This window comes from Mycobacterium sp. MAA66, from assembly GCF_041261665.1.
GTDB lineage: Bacteria > Actinomycetota > Actinomycetes > Mycobacteriales > Mycobacteriaceae > Mycobacterium.
Window position 1 is genome coordinate 652,902 of record NZ_JBGCCC010000002.1, and the last position, 16,041, is coordinate 668,942.

Here is a 16,041-nt window from a genome sequence, read left to right on the forward strand (position 1 = left end):
TCCTGTATGGGTAGTGAGCGGCCCGGTCGGACCAAACAGTACCGAACAGACATTGCTGGCAACGCTCCGCAATATGGCCCATTACGGTTCGCAATACCGGGTTGGTCTCATCCCAGACTCTCGGAGGAACGGCTGGCGATTTCAGCCTGAAATCAGTAGTGACGCGGTCATAGACACCGGGCTCGAAGGCGGGGCTTCAACACAACAAGTACTCGACAAGGTCGTTGGCAACCCACTCGGGCATCCCGTCACACTGTCGTTGATCGGTGAACGGGTGTGTGTCGGCCTTGATCACGGTATCGGCGACGCCCATATTCTGGCAGACATCATCGCCAGCCTCTCGGACTGCCACACTGATGTCAGTTTCCTCGAGCCACGAGTTACCGACAACGCCGCTCACCCGTTGGTGCGAGCCTTATTTGCACAAGTGCGAAACTCCCAGTCGCTGTTCAGGGCCATTGAAAAAGACTTGCGTTCCACCCGTTCTATTGCGCGTAAGGCAGTCCGAACAATACGCACAAGAAAAAGCAACCCTCTAGATGCGGTCGAAACTGAACGTTATTCAGCGGTATTTGTGACGAGCGGACCCGGTTTTGCCAACGTTATACGACACCTCCGTCTGGCGTCGGGCTCGACCGCCTCAGTGAGTTCAGTGCTGATGCTCAGCATTCACCGGGCACTGTGCACTGCGGGAATTCCGTTGACGGACAACATCGAATTCCTTGTTGATCTGCGCCGTTTCTTGCCCACGGACCGAACCACTCTTGCAAACTTCATGGCCGTTGCAAGTGCGCGTGACATACGCGCTTCGTCGATCGACAAATTCGCTGATCAACTGCGCGAGGCACTTAACTCTCCTCGAATCTTGGTGAAGGTTGGATTGTCCGTCACTCTGGCAAAGATGTTGATGTGGTGCGGCCTCGACCGCCGCAATACTTGGCCGATCCCCGCGGGAAGTACCGAAGGTGATCTAACGCTGACTGTCTCAGATCTCACGAAGACTTCCACACGCACCAAGACGCGGTGGTCACAACCAGAGGTGGTCGAAATCTCCGTCGCGATGCCACCCGCCAGCCGATCACACGTTTCGGCTGCGATATGGCTAGCGCCCAATGACTCTGTCCAGATCACCGCAACGTACTTCCCATCGAAAGTCGACGGCGCCGCGCTGCGCGCAGCCCTGGAAGATGCATTACGTCCAGAGCTGCCCACCCGAGTGCTAGAGGTTCACCTCGGCCTGGATTCTGAGCTACACGCCGAGTAGGACCCCCTCAGCCTTCCAGTTTGTAACCCAACCCACGGACCGTCACCAGGTGCACCGGGTTGGCCGGATCCGCCTCGATCTTGGAGCGCAGACGCTTGACGTGCACGTCCAGGGTCTTGGTGTCACCGACATAGTCGGCGCCCCAGACCCGGTCGATCAGCTGGCCGCGGGTCAGCACCCGGCCGCTGTTGCGCATCAAGTACTCCAACAAATCAAATTCCTTGAGCGGCAAGGTAACCGGCTCACCGTTGACCGACACGATGTGGCGTTCGACATCCATCCGCACCGGACCGGCCTCCAGGACACCGTCGACCGCACCGACGTCATCGGAATCCCCACCACGACGCAGCACGGCCCGAATCCGGGCAATCAGCTCGCGGGCTGAATACGGCTTGGTGACGTAGTCGTCGGCGCCCAATTCCAGGCCGACGACCTTGTCGATCTCGCTGTCCCGCGCGGTCACCATGATGACCGGAACGCCCGAACGTGCCCGCAGTTGCTTGCACACGTCGGTGCCACTCATACCCGGCAACATCAGGTCCAGCAACACGATATCGGCTCCGGCGCGGTCGAATTCGGCCAATGCCGAAGGACCGTCACTGACGACGGTTGCCTCGAACCCCTCTTTGCGCAGCAGGAATGCCAGGGGATCAGCCAGGGACTCCTCGTCCTCCACGATCAGCACACTGGTCATTGATTCTGACGCCCTCCTTGTGATGGGACTGGGTATTCATCCGACTCGTCGTCCGAGTCGAGATAAGCCGGAATCGACAGCGTGAACGTCGATCCGGTGCCCGGCTGGCTCCACAGCCGGATGCTTCCATTGTGGTTGGCCGCAACGTGTTTGACGATGGCCAACCCAAGACCGGTACCACCTGTGGCCCGGGACCGCGCCTTGTCGACGCGGAAGAATCGTTCGAAGACCCGCTCCTGGTCGGATTTCGCGATACCGATGCCGCGGTCGGTCACCGCGATCTCGATGGTGCCGTCCCGCTCGCGACGGCTGATTGAAACACGAGAACCCTTGGGCGAGTATGCAATTGCGTTGGACACCAAGTTCGACAACGCGGTCGAAAGTAGCGTCTCGCTGCCCAGCACCTGGTAGCCGTGCGGGGTGTCGGTGGTGATGGCGATATCGGCGTTGTCGGCGGCCACCTTGTGCCGCGAAACCACCTCGGCCACAATCGAATCGATATCCACCGCGTCAAGATCCGGCAGTGGCTCGGCGCCCTGCAGACGCGACAGCTCAATCAGCTCGCCGACCATGTTGGCCAGCCGATTCGATTCCGTCACGATCTTCTCGGCGAACCTGGTCACCGTCTCGGTGTCGTCCGTGGTGGCCAGCAACGCCTCAGCAAGCAAGCCCATCGCCCCCACCGGGGTCTTCAGTTCGTGGCTGACATTGGCCACGAAATCGCGCCGGCTGGCCTCCATCCGAGCCTGTTCGGACTGATCAGAGGCGTACACCACCGCGAACCGACCGTCTTGTTCGGTCAACTGGCGCACCCGACCATGTACCGACAAAGCCTCGCGGCCAGGGGTGGAGCGCTTGGCCGGCGCCAGATCGAACTCGACCTCCTCGCCGGTGGCCAGCGTCCGCTGCGCGGCCGCCCACGCCTGATCGACCAGCAAGCGATCTCGCACCAGCCCCAGATCGGTGGCCCGGTCATTGGTGTAGACGACGTCACGGTAGGTATCGACCACCGCGATCCCCAACGGCGACAACGACACGATGTGGGCGAACATCTCCGAGAGGGTCATCCCGGACTCGTCCGCGACGCGACGCTGCCTGCGCTCGACCAACCGCGGCGCCAACCAGAAACCGATGGCGAGCCCGACCGCCAACGCGAGCAGCGCGACGACCACTGCCATCGGCAGTGCGGACGACACGCTCACGGGCAAATCGTACGCATTCGGTGAACGCCATCCCAGCAGCGTGCAGCCAGATCGGGACAAGTCACACACTCAAATCCAGGTGTTCTGCCGGTGTTTACCCGCGTTCACCCACTGTTCGCTGTGCGAGCGTCTCGTAATTGGCGTTGGTCGACTAGTGCTTCTTGGCACCCTGCGCCGCCACCGCGGCGGCTCCGGCGGCCGCAGCCTCCGGGTCCAGGTACTCGCCGCCCGGCACCGTCGGCTTGAGGTTCTCGTCCAGCTCGTAGCGCAGCGGGATGCCGGTCGGGATGTTCAGGCCGGTGATGTCCTCGTCAGACATCCCGTCCAGGTACTTGACCAGGGCACGCAGCGAATTTCCGTGCGCGACGATCAGCACTGTCTTGCCGGCTTTCAGGTCGGGCACGATGGTCTGCTCGAAGTAGGGGACGAACCTCTTGACGACATCGGCGAGGCACTCGGTGAGCGGCCCGCCGTCGATGTCGGCGTAGCGCGGATCGGCGTCCTGGCTGTAGGTGCTGCCGGCCTCGATCGGCGGCGGCGGGGTGTCATAGCTGCGCCGCCACGTCATAAATTGCTCCTGGCCGTACTTGGCCAGGGTCTCGGCCTTGTCCAGACCCTGCAGCGCACCGTAGTGCCGCTCGTTGAGGCGCCAGTCCCGGTGCACCGGGATCCAGTGCCGGTCGGCGGCGTCGAGCGCCAGGTTGGCGGTGGTGATGGCGCGCCTGAGCAACGATGTATAGAGCACGTCCGGCGCCACGCCCTGCTCGACCAGCAGCTTGCCGCCGCGGACGGCTTCGGTCCGGCCCTTGTCGGTCAGGTCGACGTCGACCCATCCGGTGAACAGGTTCTTCTCGTTCCACTGGCTTTCGCCGTGACGCAGCAGGATCAAGGTCGCCATGGGCTGCATCTTCTCACGGACGGATTCGGGGTGGCCGTCCTGGCTGCTCCCCGGTCACACCCATGCGACGGCCCACCCGTTCTGCGCACGGCACAACGCTGCCCTACTCGGGACGAAGATGCTCGAATGCCTGCAGGTTCTTCACCGACTCGCCACGGGACAGGCGCCACTCCCACTCTTTCTGAATGGAGGTGCGAAAACCGAGTTCCAACAACACATTGAAGTCGAAATCGACGGCTTCGAGCACCTGCCCCAGGATCCGGTCGATCTCATTGGGGGTCACCGCGTCCAACGACATCCGTCCCACCAGGTAGATGTCGCCGACATTGTCGAGCGTGTATGCCACCCCGTACAGCCGCCGATTACGGCGCAGCAGGTGCTTGTACACACCCTCGAAGTTCTCGTCCGGCCGACGGCACACGAACGCCTCGACCCGCACGCCATGGTCACCGACGGTCAGCAGCGTGTTGGTGCTCAGTCGTCGCTCCCCCGGCAGTACCACCACGATCCCCGGATATCCGCCGGCACCGCCGTCGTGATAACTGAAATCCAGTTCCTGCGAACGCAATACATCTTCGATGAGCCGCTGCACGTCAGCCGCGGTGCTCATGGGTGATCTGCCTTCCCCACTCGCTCGCGAGTCACGCGCGCACCCCACGGCGCATCGAGAACCGGCGGGCGCGGCGGACGGCGTCGCGCCTCGGCTGCCGCCCACGGTAGTCGGCAATGGCTCGGGTGTAACTGGCCAACAGCGCGTCGACCGTGTGCACCCAGGAGAACGTCGCGGCATGCTGTAAAGCGCCGTCGCGCAGGGATTCCGCGCGTCCCAGCGCCGATCGCAGTGCCGCAGACCAATCCTGTGGGTCGTGGCTGTGCACCAGCACGCCACTGACGCCGTCGCGCACCGCCACCGGCAGGCCACCCACCGCGGCGGCCACCACCGGAGTGCCACATGCCTGCGCCTCCACCGCGACCAATCCGAAAGACTCCGAATAACTGGGCACGGCAACGAGATCCGCAGCCCGGTAAAGGTTGACCAACTCGGCGCGGGACTGTGGCGGCAGGAACGTCACCCGCTCGGCGATCCCCAACTCTTGCGCCAAAGCCACCAGCCCGTCCGGAGCGGCCAGGCCGCTGCCCGACGGACCTCCGGCCACCACCACCCGCACCCCGGGCAACAAGGCCGCCGCCCGCAGCAGCACGTCGGGCGCCTTCAGCGGCTGAATCCGGCCGATGAAGGCGATCATCGGCTCATCGAGCGAAAGCCCAAGGGCCGCACGAGCTTGCGCCTTGTCGCCCGGCGTGAACGTCGACAGGTCGACGCCTGGATACACCACGTCGATCCGCCCGCGGTCCGCATGGTGTAGTGACACCAGCTGCTGTGCTTCGTCTTCGGTATTGACGATCAACCGGTCAGCGGCGTCGACGACCTGCTGCTCACCCACCGCACGCAAGGCCGGTTCCGGCGTATCGCCGTCTGCCAACGACAGATTCTTCACCGCGGCCAGCGTGTGCGCGGTGTGCACCAGCGGCACTGCCCAGCGGTCCGAGGCCAGCCAGCCAACCTGACCGGACAACCAGTAGTGCGAGTGCACGATGTCGTAATAGCCCGGCTCGTGATTGGCCTCGACCCGCAGTACGCCTGCGGTGAACGCGCACAGCTGGGTCGGCAGATCGTACTTGTCCAGGCCTTCGAACGGCCCGGCGACGATGTTGCGGACCAGCACCCCGGGCGCCACCCGGACCACCGGCGCGTCGGTCGACGACGTCGCCCGGGTGAAGATCTCGACCTCGACCCCGCGGCGCGCCAATTCCAGCGCACTCTGCAGAACGTAGACGTTCATACCGCCGGCATCGCCGGTGCCCGGTTGAGCCAGCGGCGAAGTATGGACCGAGAGGACGGCGACACGCACGCCCTCCATCCTTACACCGCCGGCCGGGCGGCCACTCGCCCGGTCTCCCGAGCTGGGATTTCAGGCGGCGCGAGAGGCGCGACGCATGGCTCCGATCGGGTCGGCATACAGCCCGCCCAGCGACACCACGCCCGCCCCGGCCTCCTGGACCCGGTTACCGAAGGACGTCAAGCGCAGCTCGCGCGCCCCGAGCACCGACCGCTCAGCAAAGGCCTCTTCGACCAGCGCGATTCCCTCGGGATACTCGGTGAACGCCTGGCCGCCGACCACCAGGTCGTCAGGGTTGAGCATGTCGCGAAGCAGTGCGACCGCCTCGCCGAGCACTCGGGCCCGCTCGGCCAGCAGCTCCCGGGCACCGGCATTGCCGCCGCGCGCCGCCCGCAGCACCGCTGTGATGGTCGACGCCGGCCCCTCATCGCGCACGATCCGCTGCTTGCGGGCCGCAGTCAGCACCGCTTCGTCGCTGACGGTGGACTCCAGCCGGCCGGTGCCGCCCAGCAGCTCCGAATACGCCGGCAGCGCCGAGATGGTCCCCGGGCCGCTGGTCGGCGAATGCACCTTGCCACCGATCGACAAAGCGAAACCGACCGTCTCACGGGCATAGATGTACAGGCTGGTGGCGCTCTCCGATGCCGCAGCCGAGCGGCGGGCGCCGAGCAGCAGCTCAGCCCCGGCCATAGCGTCCACATGCGAGGCCAACGACACCGGAAGCCCCAGCGTCTGCGCCAGAACCGGCCCGATCGGGGCGTCGGTCCAGCCGAGCCTGGCGTGGTCCAGGTGTCCGGTGGCACTGTCGACCACACCACCGGACGCCACCCCGACCCACAACGGACGACGGCGATGCCAACGGCTCAGGTACCGCTGCGCGCTGCCTGCCAACGCCGCCAGCGCGGCGTTCTGGTTACCCCGCGGCGTCGGCGTCTCGACGACGTCAAGGGTCCGGCCGAACAGGTCGGTGGCCACGATGCTGGTGGTACGGGCTCCGATGTGCAGGCCCAGGGTCAAGAACGGTTCGTGGTTGACCTCGACGGGCACCCGCGGGCGGCCGATCGCGCCGGACACCGCCAGGTCAGCCCGCTCACGCAGCACCCCGGCCTCCAGCAGCGCGGTGACCTGGCGGTTCACCGTCGCGATGCTCAGTCCGGTGGTCTGGGCGATGACATCACGGGCCACCGGACCGCGCAGCCGAGCGGCGCCGAAGACCGAGCCGGCGGCTGCGTCGGCGACCCGCAGGGACGGCGCGACGATGTGATAGCGGGCCAGCAACGCACGCTTGGCGTGTGCAGCCGAGCGCTCAGCGGCCGAAGCGGTGTGGGTGATGGAGGTGCGAGTGGTGACCGGGGCGCTCATAGGGGTGTCCTTTGTTGAAGTGTCGGGAGGTGGGGCCGGGCCACACCTGACGACAGTTCAGGACAACGCTAAGGGTCCAGGCTCAGTCAGGCGCGGCGAAAATCGCGACAACAACAACACGCACGCCACATGGCGGTGCGGGATGCCTGACCGGTGAACACGTCGATGACCGTAGCACGCCCACTAAGGTCGGTCACATGTCTGTTGCCCAACACTCCTCGCGCCTTGCGATCGTCACCGGCGCCAGCTCAGGAATCGGCGCTGCCACGGCGAAAACCCTTGCTGGACTTGGCTTTCACGTGATCTGCGCGGCCCGCCGGGCAGACCGCATCACCGCACTTGCGGCCGAGATCGGCGGCACCGCGATTGTGACGGACGTCACCGACCAGTCCTCGGTCGACGCACTTGCGGCCCACGCCACCGAACTCGGAAAAGTCCACGTCCTGGTCAACAACGCGGGCGGTGCCAAGGGCCTGGCACCGTTGGCCGACGCTGACGACGAGCACTGGACCTGGATGTGGCAGACCAATGTCATGGGCACCCTGCGGGTCACCCGGGCCCTGTTGCCTGCACTGATCGACTCCGGCGACGGCCTGATTGTCACCATCACCTCGATCGCAGCTCTGGAGACCTACGACAACGGCGCCGGTTACATCGCGGCCAAGCACGCCCAGGGCGCCATGCACCGCACGCTGCGGGGCGAACTGCTCGGAAAACCGGTGCGGCTCACCGAGGTTGCGCCCGGCGCGGTGGAAACCGAGTTCTCGCTGGTGCGTTTCGACGGGGACGCCGAGCGTGCCGACGCCGTCTACAACGGCATTACGCCGCTGGTCGCCGAGGACGTCGCCGAGGTGATCGGATTCGTCGCCTCCCGACCGCCGCACGTAGACCTGGACCAGATCGTCATCCGGCCACGCGACCAGGCGCCCTACAGCCGGTTCAGCCGCCGGGCGCAGTAGTTTCCGGGCCGGTGCTGGCGACCGGAGCCGACGACGTCGTGGTCGATGTCGTCGCAGTCGATGTCGCGGGCCCCTGCGGCGGCGGAGTGGTCGTGGTGGTCGGCGTGCCCGAGTATGTAGGCGCATCGGTCGGGGTGGCCGGCGCGGTCGACGGAATCGATGTCTGGGCAGGTGGCGCATTCGGCGGCGGCAGCGCAGACATCGACACCCAGGTATCCCAGTCGACCGCCCAGTCCCAGATGTCGCCATCGGCGTAGGACAGCTGGATCGAGGTACCGGTGACCTCGACCGGGTCACCGTAAATAGCGCTCTGGAAGTACTGCTGGGCATTGTCAGTGGACAGGTTGATGCACCCGTTGGTGACGTTGGTGTTGCCCTGCGCACCGGAACTGGCCGGGTTCGCGTGGATGAACTCTCCGTTGTTGGAGATTCGCACCGCCCAGCGTTCGTGCACGTGGTCGTAGCCGGCGGCCGGGTTCGACATCCAGAAGTCGGCGTACTTCTCGCTGACCACGTGGACGCCGCTGCGCGTGATGTTGCGTGGCTTGTCGGCCTCGCCGTAACTGCACGGGAAGTCGAACAGCACGCCGGAATCGGTGATCACCTGGATGCGGTGGCTGGTGGCATCGGCCTTGACCACCTGGCGGCGGCCGATCGAGATATCCAGCGTGCTGTCCTGCGCGCCGAATGCACCGTCACCGAACGGCACGCCGTATAACTTGGCCGTGACGTGGACCTTGGTGCCTGCCGGGTAGTACTCGTGGGTGCGCCAGTGCATGCGTGATCCCTCACGCTCGTCGGGCAACCAGGCCCAGCTGCCCTCGACCGGGGGGTCGGTGACGACCTTCACGTTGCGCTCGACGGAGGCTTTATCACTGACCGACGCATCGAACTGCAGGATGATCGGCGCCGCGACCCCGACGGTCTGCCCGTCGGCGAGCTGAAACTGCCCGTTGACCTGCTTGTTCGGCGTCAGTGTGGTGAACCCGCCCTCGACCGGGTGAGACTTGCCGTCCCGGCCCACGACCGAGCCGCCCCAGGTGTAGGCCACCCCGTAGCCCAGCGCCTCGGTGGCGTTGAACGAGGTGCGATCGCCGTTGAGCACTCCGGCGACGAGCTTGCCGTCCGGGTTTGTCAACGTGACCTTCTGAAACCAACCATCCGTGACGTCGACACCGATCGGCGTGGTGGGCGCGACATCCGTCGCGCCGTTTGTCGGCCGGTAGGTCAGCGTGGGCGCCGAAGGAGCCTGGTTCTGGGCCACGGGATGGCCCGATTCCTCAGAACAGGCGGCGAGCACCCCGGAGGTACCCACCGCGATCGCGGTAAGCGCCTGCCGCCGGTTGATGTTCACGGGTGCCAAATCTACCTACAGCGAACACCCGATTAAGCATGGCTCGGGTGTGAGATCGATCCCGAACTCCGTTCTCACCCCGTCCCGCACCGTCCTGGCCAGCGCAATCAGATCCGAACTGGTAGCAAATCCACGGTTGGTGAGCGCCAGCGCATGCTTGGTGGAAAGCCTGGCAGCTGCCCCGTCACCCGGATAGCCCTTGCCGAATCCGGCATGTTCCACCAGCCAGCCCGCGGCCAGCTTGACGCCGCCGGTAGCCGGATAATTCGGGACCGGACCGGCGAAATCGCTGCGGATCCGCTCGAAGTCCTCGACCGGGACCACCGGGTTCATGAAGAACGAACCCGCACTCCAGGTGTCATGGTCGTCGGGGTCGAGCACCATGCCCTTGCCCGCGCGCAGCGCCAGCACCGCGGCGCGCACCTCCAGCGCATCGGCGCGCTGCCCCGGTTCGATCCCCAGGGCGGTGGACAACTCGCCGTACCGCAGGGGGGCGCTCTGGCCGTCGACGTCCAGTTCGAACTCGACTTCGAGGACGACGGCCCGGTCGGAGTTCTTCAGGACACTGTGCCGATAACCGAATTCGAGCTGATCCGGCCGCACCCAGGCGTCGGTGCCCGTGCGGCGGTCCAGCAGCCGGACCCGGCTGATGGTGTCGGCCACCTCGGCCCCGTATGCGCCGACGTTCTGCACCGGGGTGGCTCCGGCCGACCCGGGGATCCCGGACAGACATTCCAGACCGCCGAGCCCGTGCGCCAGCGAGGTGACCACCACGTCGTCCCACAGGGCACCGGCCTCGGCACGAATCCGGTTGTCGGACACGGTGATTTCGGTATTGGACAGCAGGACGACGGTCAGATCGGCCAAATCCTCGGAGATGAGCACATTGGACCCACCCCCAAGCACCAGCAGCGATTCGTCGTCGTGGACGCCCGGCAGCAACGCCGCAATGACGCTGTCGGTGGTTTCGCACGTAATGAGCTTGCGGGCCGGCGGCCCCACCCGAAACGTGGTCAGCGGCGCCAGCGGAGCGTCGTAACGCACCGCCGTGCCTGGAATATCCGAACTGATCACGGGCCCCAACGGTAGCGTGGGCGGCTATGCCGCGCTCTTTCGACATGGCCGCCGACTATGGCGCCACCGTTGAACAGGTGTACCGGACCTTCTGCAGCAAAGATTTTTGGCTGGCTCGGCTGGCCGAATCCGGGGCCGACATCTGGAGCCTTGACTCGGTATCGGACGACGGCGCCGGGGGGCTCGACTTCATCTCCACCCAGACCATGCGCGCCCCTGGTCTACCTGCGGTGGTCACCCAGCTGCACCGGGGCGACCTCAGCGCGATCCGTGAGGAGCACTGGGGTCCCGTGGTGCAGGGGCAGGCGCTGGGCACGATCCGGGCGCGTATCCCCGGGGCACCGGTCAGCATCAGCGGCAGCGCGGTGCTCGGCCCCTGCGGGTCCGGGGCCCGCCTGCAGATGACCTCGACGGTGGAGGTGCGCATCCCGTTGCTGGGCGGCAAGGTCGAGTCCATGATCGGGCAGCACATGATCCACCTGCTGCGACTGGAGGCGGACTTCACCATGGCCTATCTGTCGCCTCGGTTGAGCAAATAGCGACATTTCGGCGTCTTCCGTGGCAGATGACACCAGGGGCGGCCGGCTCGGCGCATCGGGCCCGCCCGTCGGCTATCCGACTCGCGGCACCACGGGCTATAACCGGTTGCGCCGCAGCGACCGCTGGCTGGTGCACTCGCCGCGGGTGCGGGCCGCACTGTTGGCCGCTGTCGACCCGCTGGTGGTCGACCTGGGCTACGGAGCCCTGCCGGTCACCACACTGGAGTTGGCCGGGCGGCTGCGCAGGGTACGACCCGACGTGCGGGTCACCGGGCTGGAGATCCACCCGGACCGGGTCCAGCTGGCCCGCGACCTCGCCGATGTCGCGGGTGTCGACTTCCGGCTGGGTGGCTTCGAATTGGCCGGTCTGACACCGGTTTTGGTGCGCGCGTTCAACGTGCTGCGTCAGTACGACGTGACCGAGGTGCCGGCCGCGTGGGCCCAGCTGACCAGTGCTCTGGCCCCGGGCGGTCTGGTGATCGACGGCACCTGCGACGAGTTGGGCCGACGCTGCTGCTGGGTACTGCTGGACGCCGCCGGGCCAGTCAGCCTGACCTTGGCCTGTGACCCGTTCGCCATCGAGCGCCCCTCGGATCTGGCCGAGCGGCTCCCGAAAGTGCTTATCCACCACAATGTTCCGGGGCAACCTGTGCATCGGCTGCTACGCGCCGCAGACCGGGCCTGGGCCAGCACCGCCGGGCACGGGGTGTTCGGGCCACGGATGCGCTGGCGGGCCATGCTCGACCTGCTGATCGACGAGGGTTTTCCCATTGCGCCGCCGCGGCGGCGACTGCGCGACGGGGTGCTGTCGGTGCCGTGGGAATCGGTCATGCCGACCCCGCTGGGCTGAACAATCGGTTTAGGATGCCGCTCATGCCTTTGGCGGACGGCGACCAGTACGCCGGATACAGGATCAGCAGGCTGCTCGGCGCCGGCTGCACCGGCACGGTGTACCTGGCCTCCGACCCACGGTCCGGCCGCGAGGTGGCACTGAAGATCCTGCGGGCCGACCCGTCGTCCGACAAGATCTTCCGGCAACGCCTCACCTCGACCAACGCAGAACTCGCCCGGCTGCGGATACCCCGCGTGGCATTGATGGTGGACTCCGGTGAACGGCGGGGGCGGCTTTGGATCGCCTCGGAGTATGTCCCCGGCGTCGACGCCGATCTTCTTCTCCACCAACACTTTCCCTCCGGCGTGCCACACCTGTCGCTAAGCCTGATCATCGACAAGGTGGCGCACACCCTCGACGCCGCGCACGCCGCCCGGCTGCTGCACCGCGACGTCAAGCCCGCCAATATCGTGCTGGACGACCCGTTCTCGACGCATTACCGGGTGATGCTGACCGATTTCGGGCACGGCACCACCGACCCGTCCGCCCGGGCCTACCGGTATGCCGCACCGGAGGTGTTGTCCGGCCGCACAGCCACACCGAGCAGCGACCAATTCGCGTTGGCCGCCACCGCCTTTCATCTGTTGACCGGCAAACCGGCCTTCGACAGCCCGACCCGTGAGGCAATCGACCGTCATCTGCAGTTCGACGAGGCCGCATTGGCAGCGGTGGCCGACGCGCCCCCCGGGCTGCGGAACGTCTTCGCCAGGGCGTTCGCGATCAACCCGGCCCGCCGATTCGACTCCTGCGAAGAGTTCGCGGCCGCGCTGCACGCCCCGGTCCGGCAGCCCATCGGGCACACCCTGGTGACGATGCACCCAGCGGCCGAAACACCCGAGCTCACAACGACTTACCCCGACTCGAAACGCAGGCAACGGTCGGTGCTGATCACCGCGGGCATCGCGCTGGTGGCCGCCGTCGCGGTCACGATCGCCGTGGTGATGACCGGGAAGTCCCGCCCCAGCCTGTCCGCCGCCGCTCATCAGCCCGCATCGCCGACGTCGAGCGCACCCGCGGTGCCTGCGCCCTGCCAACAACTCAATGACGCTCTCGCACAGATGAAACCGCGCGACAAGCTGGCACAGTTGCTGATGGTCGGCGTCAAGGGTATCGACGACGCCCAGGCCGTGGTCCGCGTCCAACAGGTCGGCGGAATCATGATCGGCAGCTGGACCGACCTGACCATGATGGGTCCGCAGCTGCTCGGGCTGGAAGCCGAGAACCGCCCCATCCCGCTGGCCGTGAGCGTCGACGAAGAAGGCGGCCGGGTTTCGCGGCTGAAATCCCTCATCGGACCGCAACCTTCAGCGCGAGCCATGGTGCAGCAAGGCATGACGGTCGATCAGATCCGGGCGCAGGCCAAAGAGCGCGGCCAGGCCATGAAGGGCTTGGGTGTCACCGTCGACTTCGCCCCGGTGGTCGACGTCACCGAAGCCCCGAACGACACCGTCATCGGCGACCGGTCGTTCAGCAACGACCCCAACAAGGTGACCGAATTCGCCGGGGCCTACGCCGATGGCCTGCGCGATGCCGGGCTGCTGCCGGTGCTCAAGCACTTCCCGGGCCACGGCCGCGCCAACGGCGACTCGCACAAGGGCGCGGTGGTCACCCCGAATCTGGACGCGCTGAAAAGCAAGGACCTGATTCCCTATCAGACCCTGACCACCCAGCTGCCGGTTGCGGTGATGATCGGCCACATGCAGGTGCCCGGCCTCACGGACGGCAACCCGGCGAGCCTGTCCCCTGCCGCCTACGACCTACTGCGCAAAGGTGGTTACGGCGGCCAACCATTCAACGGACCGATCTTCACCGACGACCTGTCCAGCATGGGGGCGATCAACCAGCGTTACAGCGTGCCCGACGCCGTACTCAAAGCCTTGGCGGCCGGCGCCGACACCGCGCTGTGGATCACCACCAACGAGGTACCTGCCGTGCTCGACCGGCTCGAACAGGCACTGGGCGCCGGAGACCTGCACCAGGATCAGGTCGACCAGGCGGTCCGGACCATGGCGGTGACCAAGAATCCCGATTGGGCGTCCTGCGCCGCGAACTAGGCTGGGCACATGCGAATTGCCCTGGCGCAGATCCTCAGCGGCACCGACCCACAGACCAATCTGGACCTGGTCGCCGACCACACTGCACGCGCCGCCGACGCGGGCGCCGACCTGGTGCTGTTCCCCGAAGCCACCATGTGCCGTTTCGGGGTGCCGTTGGCGCCGATGGCCCAGCCCCTGGACGGCCCATGGGCCACCGCAGTTCGCCGTGTCGCCGCGGCCAACCGCATCGTGGTCGTCGCCGGGATGTTCTGCCCCACCGACGACGGCCGGGTGACCAACACCCTGATCGCCACCGGACCGGGCGTCGACGCCCACTACCACAAGATCCATCTCTACGATGCTTTCGGTTTCACCGAATCACGAACTGTCGCACCGGGTTTCGATCCCGTGGTAATCGACGTCGCGGGCGTGGGTGTCGGGCTGAGCACCTGCTACGACATCCGTTTTCCGGAGCTGCACACCGAACTGGCCCGGCGCGGAGCCCGCGTCCTGACCGTGCACGCATCGTGGGCCTCAGGCCCGCACAAACTCGACCAGTGGACGCTGCTAACCCAGGCCCGGGCGCTGGACACCACCAGCGTGGTGGCCGCCGTCGACCAGGCGTATCCAGGCGACGAACTGGCCAAGGTCGGTCCGACCGGAGTCGGCGGCAGCCTGGTGTCCTCACCCACCGGAGCGGTGCTCGCACAGGCCGGAGCCGATCCGGAACTGCTGATGATCGATGTCGATCTGGACAGCGTTGACCAGGCCCGACGCAGCATCGCGGTCTTGAGCAACCGCACCGAATTCGGCCGTAAGGCAGAATCGGCGGGGTGAGTGATCCCTGGGCCCGACCGGCCAGCGACGAACCGACACCGTCCGCGCAGCCGCCCGTGGCGCCCCCCGCGGTGCCTGAGCAGGCAACGGACGCTGCGACGACGGCGTTCTCGGCCAACACGGCCACGACGGCGTTCTCGGCCAACGCCACGACAACCGCCTTCGCCCCGGACCAGCCGGTCGATGCGGCCGCCCAGGCCACCGACTCCCCGCAGCCGCACGCACTGCCCCAGGAAGTGCCGGCGACCAACCCGCCACCGGCCCAGGGCCGCTTCAACCTCAAGCGCATCCTGCGCGATCCGCTGTCGCTCGTCCTGATCGGGGTGATCGTGCTCGCGCTGACCGCGGCCGGTCTGATCGGCGGCGAGGTGTACGCCCGGCACATCGGCAGCACGGTGGTGTCGCAGGCGACCGCATGCGTCATCCAGGACAAGGTCAACGTGTCATTCGGCGCGCAGCCGTTCCTGCTGCAGGTGGCCCAGAAGAAATACGACGACATCACGGTGACCAGCGCGGGCAACAACGTCGGCATCGCCAAGGGCATGACGGCCCAGATCGTGATGAAGGACGTGGAGCTGAAGTCCAGCAGCAATTCGACCGGGACCATGGGCTCGCTGGAGGCCACCCTCAACTGGCCCTCCGATGGCATCAAGGACACCATTGCCAGCGCCATCCCGCTGGTCGGCGGATTCGTCAATGGGGTGACCACCGATCCGTCGGCGGGCACCCTGGAGCTGGAGGCCGGGCTGGCCAGCGTGGTGGTCAAGCCGACGGTGGTCGACGGTGCGGTGTCGCTGCAGGTGCTGCAGCTGGGTGGGCTGGGCTTCATGCTGCCGCACGAGACCATCCAGCCGGCGCTGGATGCCTTCGCGGCGCAGGTCTCCAAGAACTACCCGATGGGTATCAAGGCCGACAGCCTCCAGGTCACCGACAAGGGCATCGTCGCCAAGTTCTCGACCCAGAACGCGACCATGCCGCCGGCCAGCCAGAACTCCTGCTTTGCGGGCCTGCCCAACAGCTGAGCCCCGG

15 protein-coding genes and 1 pseudogene are annotated in these 16,041 nt (G+C 66.4%); 8 read left to right on the forward strand and 8 right to left on the reverse strand.

The annotated features are described in order from the left end of the window. Positions 1-13: 13 nt before the first annotated feature. Positions 14-1,264 (forward strand): hypothetical protein, encoded by a 1,251-nt coding sequence (locus ABIA30_RS09700; protein WP_370064529.1) that lies wholly within the window; start codon positions 14-16, stop codon positions 1,262-1,264. Between the two features lie 7 nt (positions 1,265-1,271). On the opposite strand, the gene regX is transcribed toward ABIA30_RS09700, so the two are convergent. From regX to ABIA30_RS09730, 6 genes are all read right to left on the reverse strand, one after another. Beyond that, the gene (gene regX / locus ABIA30_RS09705) at positions 1,272-1,958 is read right to left on the reverse strand and encodes a two-component sensory transduction protein RegX (protein ID WP_370064531.1); all 687 of its coding nucleotides are present in this window, start codon (positions 1,956-1,958) and stop codon (positions 1,272-1,274) included. Next, positions 1,955-3,160 (reverse strand): sensor histidine kinase, encoded by a 1,206-nt coding sequence (locus ABIA30_RS09710; RefSeq protein ID WP_370064533.1) that lies wholly within the window; start codon positions 3,158-3,160, stop codon positions 1,955-1,957. The genes regX and ABIA30_RS09710 overlap by 4 nt, the downstream gene beginning before the upstream one ends. A gap of 151 nt (positions 3,161-3,311) precedes the next feature. Beyond that, positions 3,312-4,067, reverse strand: a complete 756-nt coding sequence (locus tag ABIA30_RS09715; RefSeq protein ID WP_370064535.1) for a phosphoglyceromutase — start codon at positions 4,065-4,067, stop codon at positions 3,312-3,314. 94 nt (positions 4,068-4,161) lie between these two features. Next, positions 4,162-4,668, reverse strand: a complete 507-nt coding sequence (locus tag ABIA30_RS09720; RefSeq protein ID WP_370064537.1) for a YbjN domain-containing protein — start codon at positions 4,666-4,668, stop codon at positions 4,162-4,164. Between the two features lie 31 nt (positions 4,669-4,699). Then, complete coding sequence (gene mshA, locus ABIA30_RS09725) at positions 4,700-5,980, reverse strand: D-inositol-3-phosphate glycosyltransferase (RefSeq protein WP_370064539.1); 1,281 nt, start codon at positions 5,978-5,980, stop codon at positions 4,700-4,702. 51 nt (positions 5,981-6,031) lie between these two features. Further along, positions 6,032-7,321, reverse strand: a complete 1,290-nt coding sequence (locus ABIA30_RS09730) for an ROK family protein (protein ID WP_370064541.1) — start codon at positions 7,319-7,321, stop codon at positions 6,032-6,034. A 197-nt stretch (positions 7,322-7,518) separates the two neighbouring features. On the opposite strand from ABIA30_RS09730, the gene ABIA30_RS09735 reads away from it, so the two are divergent. Continuing rightward, entirely contained in the window at positions 7,519-8,280 is a 762-nt protein-coding gene (locus ABIA30_RS09735) for an SDR family oxidoreductase (protein ID WP_370064543.1), read from the forward strand. On the opposite strand, the gene ABIA30_RS09740 is transcribed toward ABIA30_RS09735, so the two are convergent. Both ABIA30_RS09740 and ABIA30_RS09745 read right to left on the reverse strand, forming a co-directional pair. Beyond that, positions 8,261-9,643 (reverse strand): Ig-like domain-containing protein, encoded by a 1,383-nt coding sequence (locus ABIA30_RS09740; protein ID WP_370064545.1) that lies wholly within the window; start codon positions 9,641-9,643, stop codon positions 8,261-8,263. The two genes, ABIA30_RS09735 and ABIA30_RS09740, sit on opposite strands and share 20 nt — an antisense overlap. 6 nt (positions 9,644-9,649) lie before the next feature. Next, positions 9,650-10,708 (reverse strand): UDP-N-acetylmuramate dehydrogenase, encoded by a 1,059-nt coding sequence (locus ABIA30_RS09745; RefSeq protein ID WP_370064546.1) that lies wholly within the window; start codon positions 10,706-10,708, stop codon positions 9,650-9,652. Between the two features lie 26 nt (positions 10,709-10,734). Between ABIA30_RS09745 and ABIA30_RS09750 the strand changes: the two genes are divergently transcribed. The 6 genes and pseudogenes from ABIA30_RS09750 to ABIA30_RS09775 all read left to right on the forward strand — a co-directional run bounded on the left by ABIA30_RS09750 (position 10,735) and on the right by ABIA30_RS09775 (position 16,034). Continuing rightward, a complete protein-coding gene (locus ABIA30_RS09750; RefSeq protein ID WP_370064548.1) occupies positions 10,735-11,247 on the forward strand; it encodes a DUF2505 domain-containing protein in 513 nt (170 codons plus the stop codon). 19 nt (positions 11,248-11,266) lie between these two features. Further along, entirely contained in the window at positions 11,267-12,097 is an 831-nt protein-coding gene (locus ABIA30_RS09755; protein WP_370064550.1) for a class I SAM-dependent methyltransferase, read from the forward strand. 23 nt (positions 12,098-12,120) lie between these two features. Further along, positions 12,121-12,867: pseudogene (locus ABIA30_RS09760) on the forward strand (serine/threonine-protein kinase); the annotation flags it as partial. Positions 12,868-13,080: 213 nt separating this feature from the next. Beyond that, a complete protein-coding gene (locus tag ABIA30_RS09765; protein WP_370065487.1) occupies positions 13,081-14,193 on the forward strand; it encodes a glycoside hydrolase family 3 N-terminal domain-containing protein in 1,113 nt (370 codons plus the stop codon). Between the two features lie 9 nt (positions 14,194-14,202). After that, positions 14,203-15,012, forward strand: coding sequence for a carbon-nitrogen hydrolase family protein (locus tag ABIA30_RS09770; protein ID WP_370064552.1), 810 nt, complete (start codon positions 14,203-14,205; stop codon positions 15,010-15,012). Further along, a complete protein-coding gene (locus ABIA30_RS09775) occupies positions 15,009-16,034 on the forward strand; it encodes an LmeA family phospholipid-binding protein (protein WP_370064554.1) in 1,026 nt (341 codons plus the stop codon). Before ABIA30_RS09770 ends, ABIA30_RS09775 begins: the two co-directional genes overlap by 4 nt. The last annotated feature ends 7 nt before the right edge of the window (positions 16,035-16,041 follow it).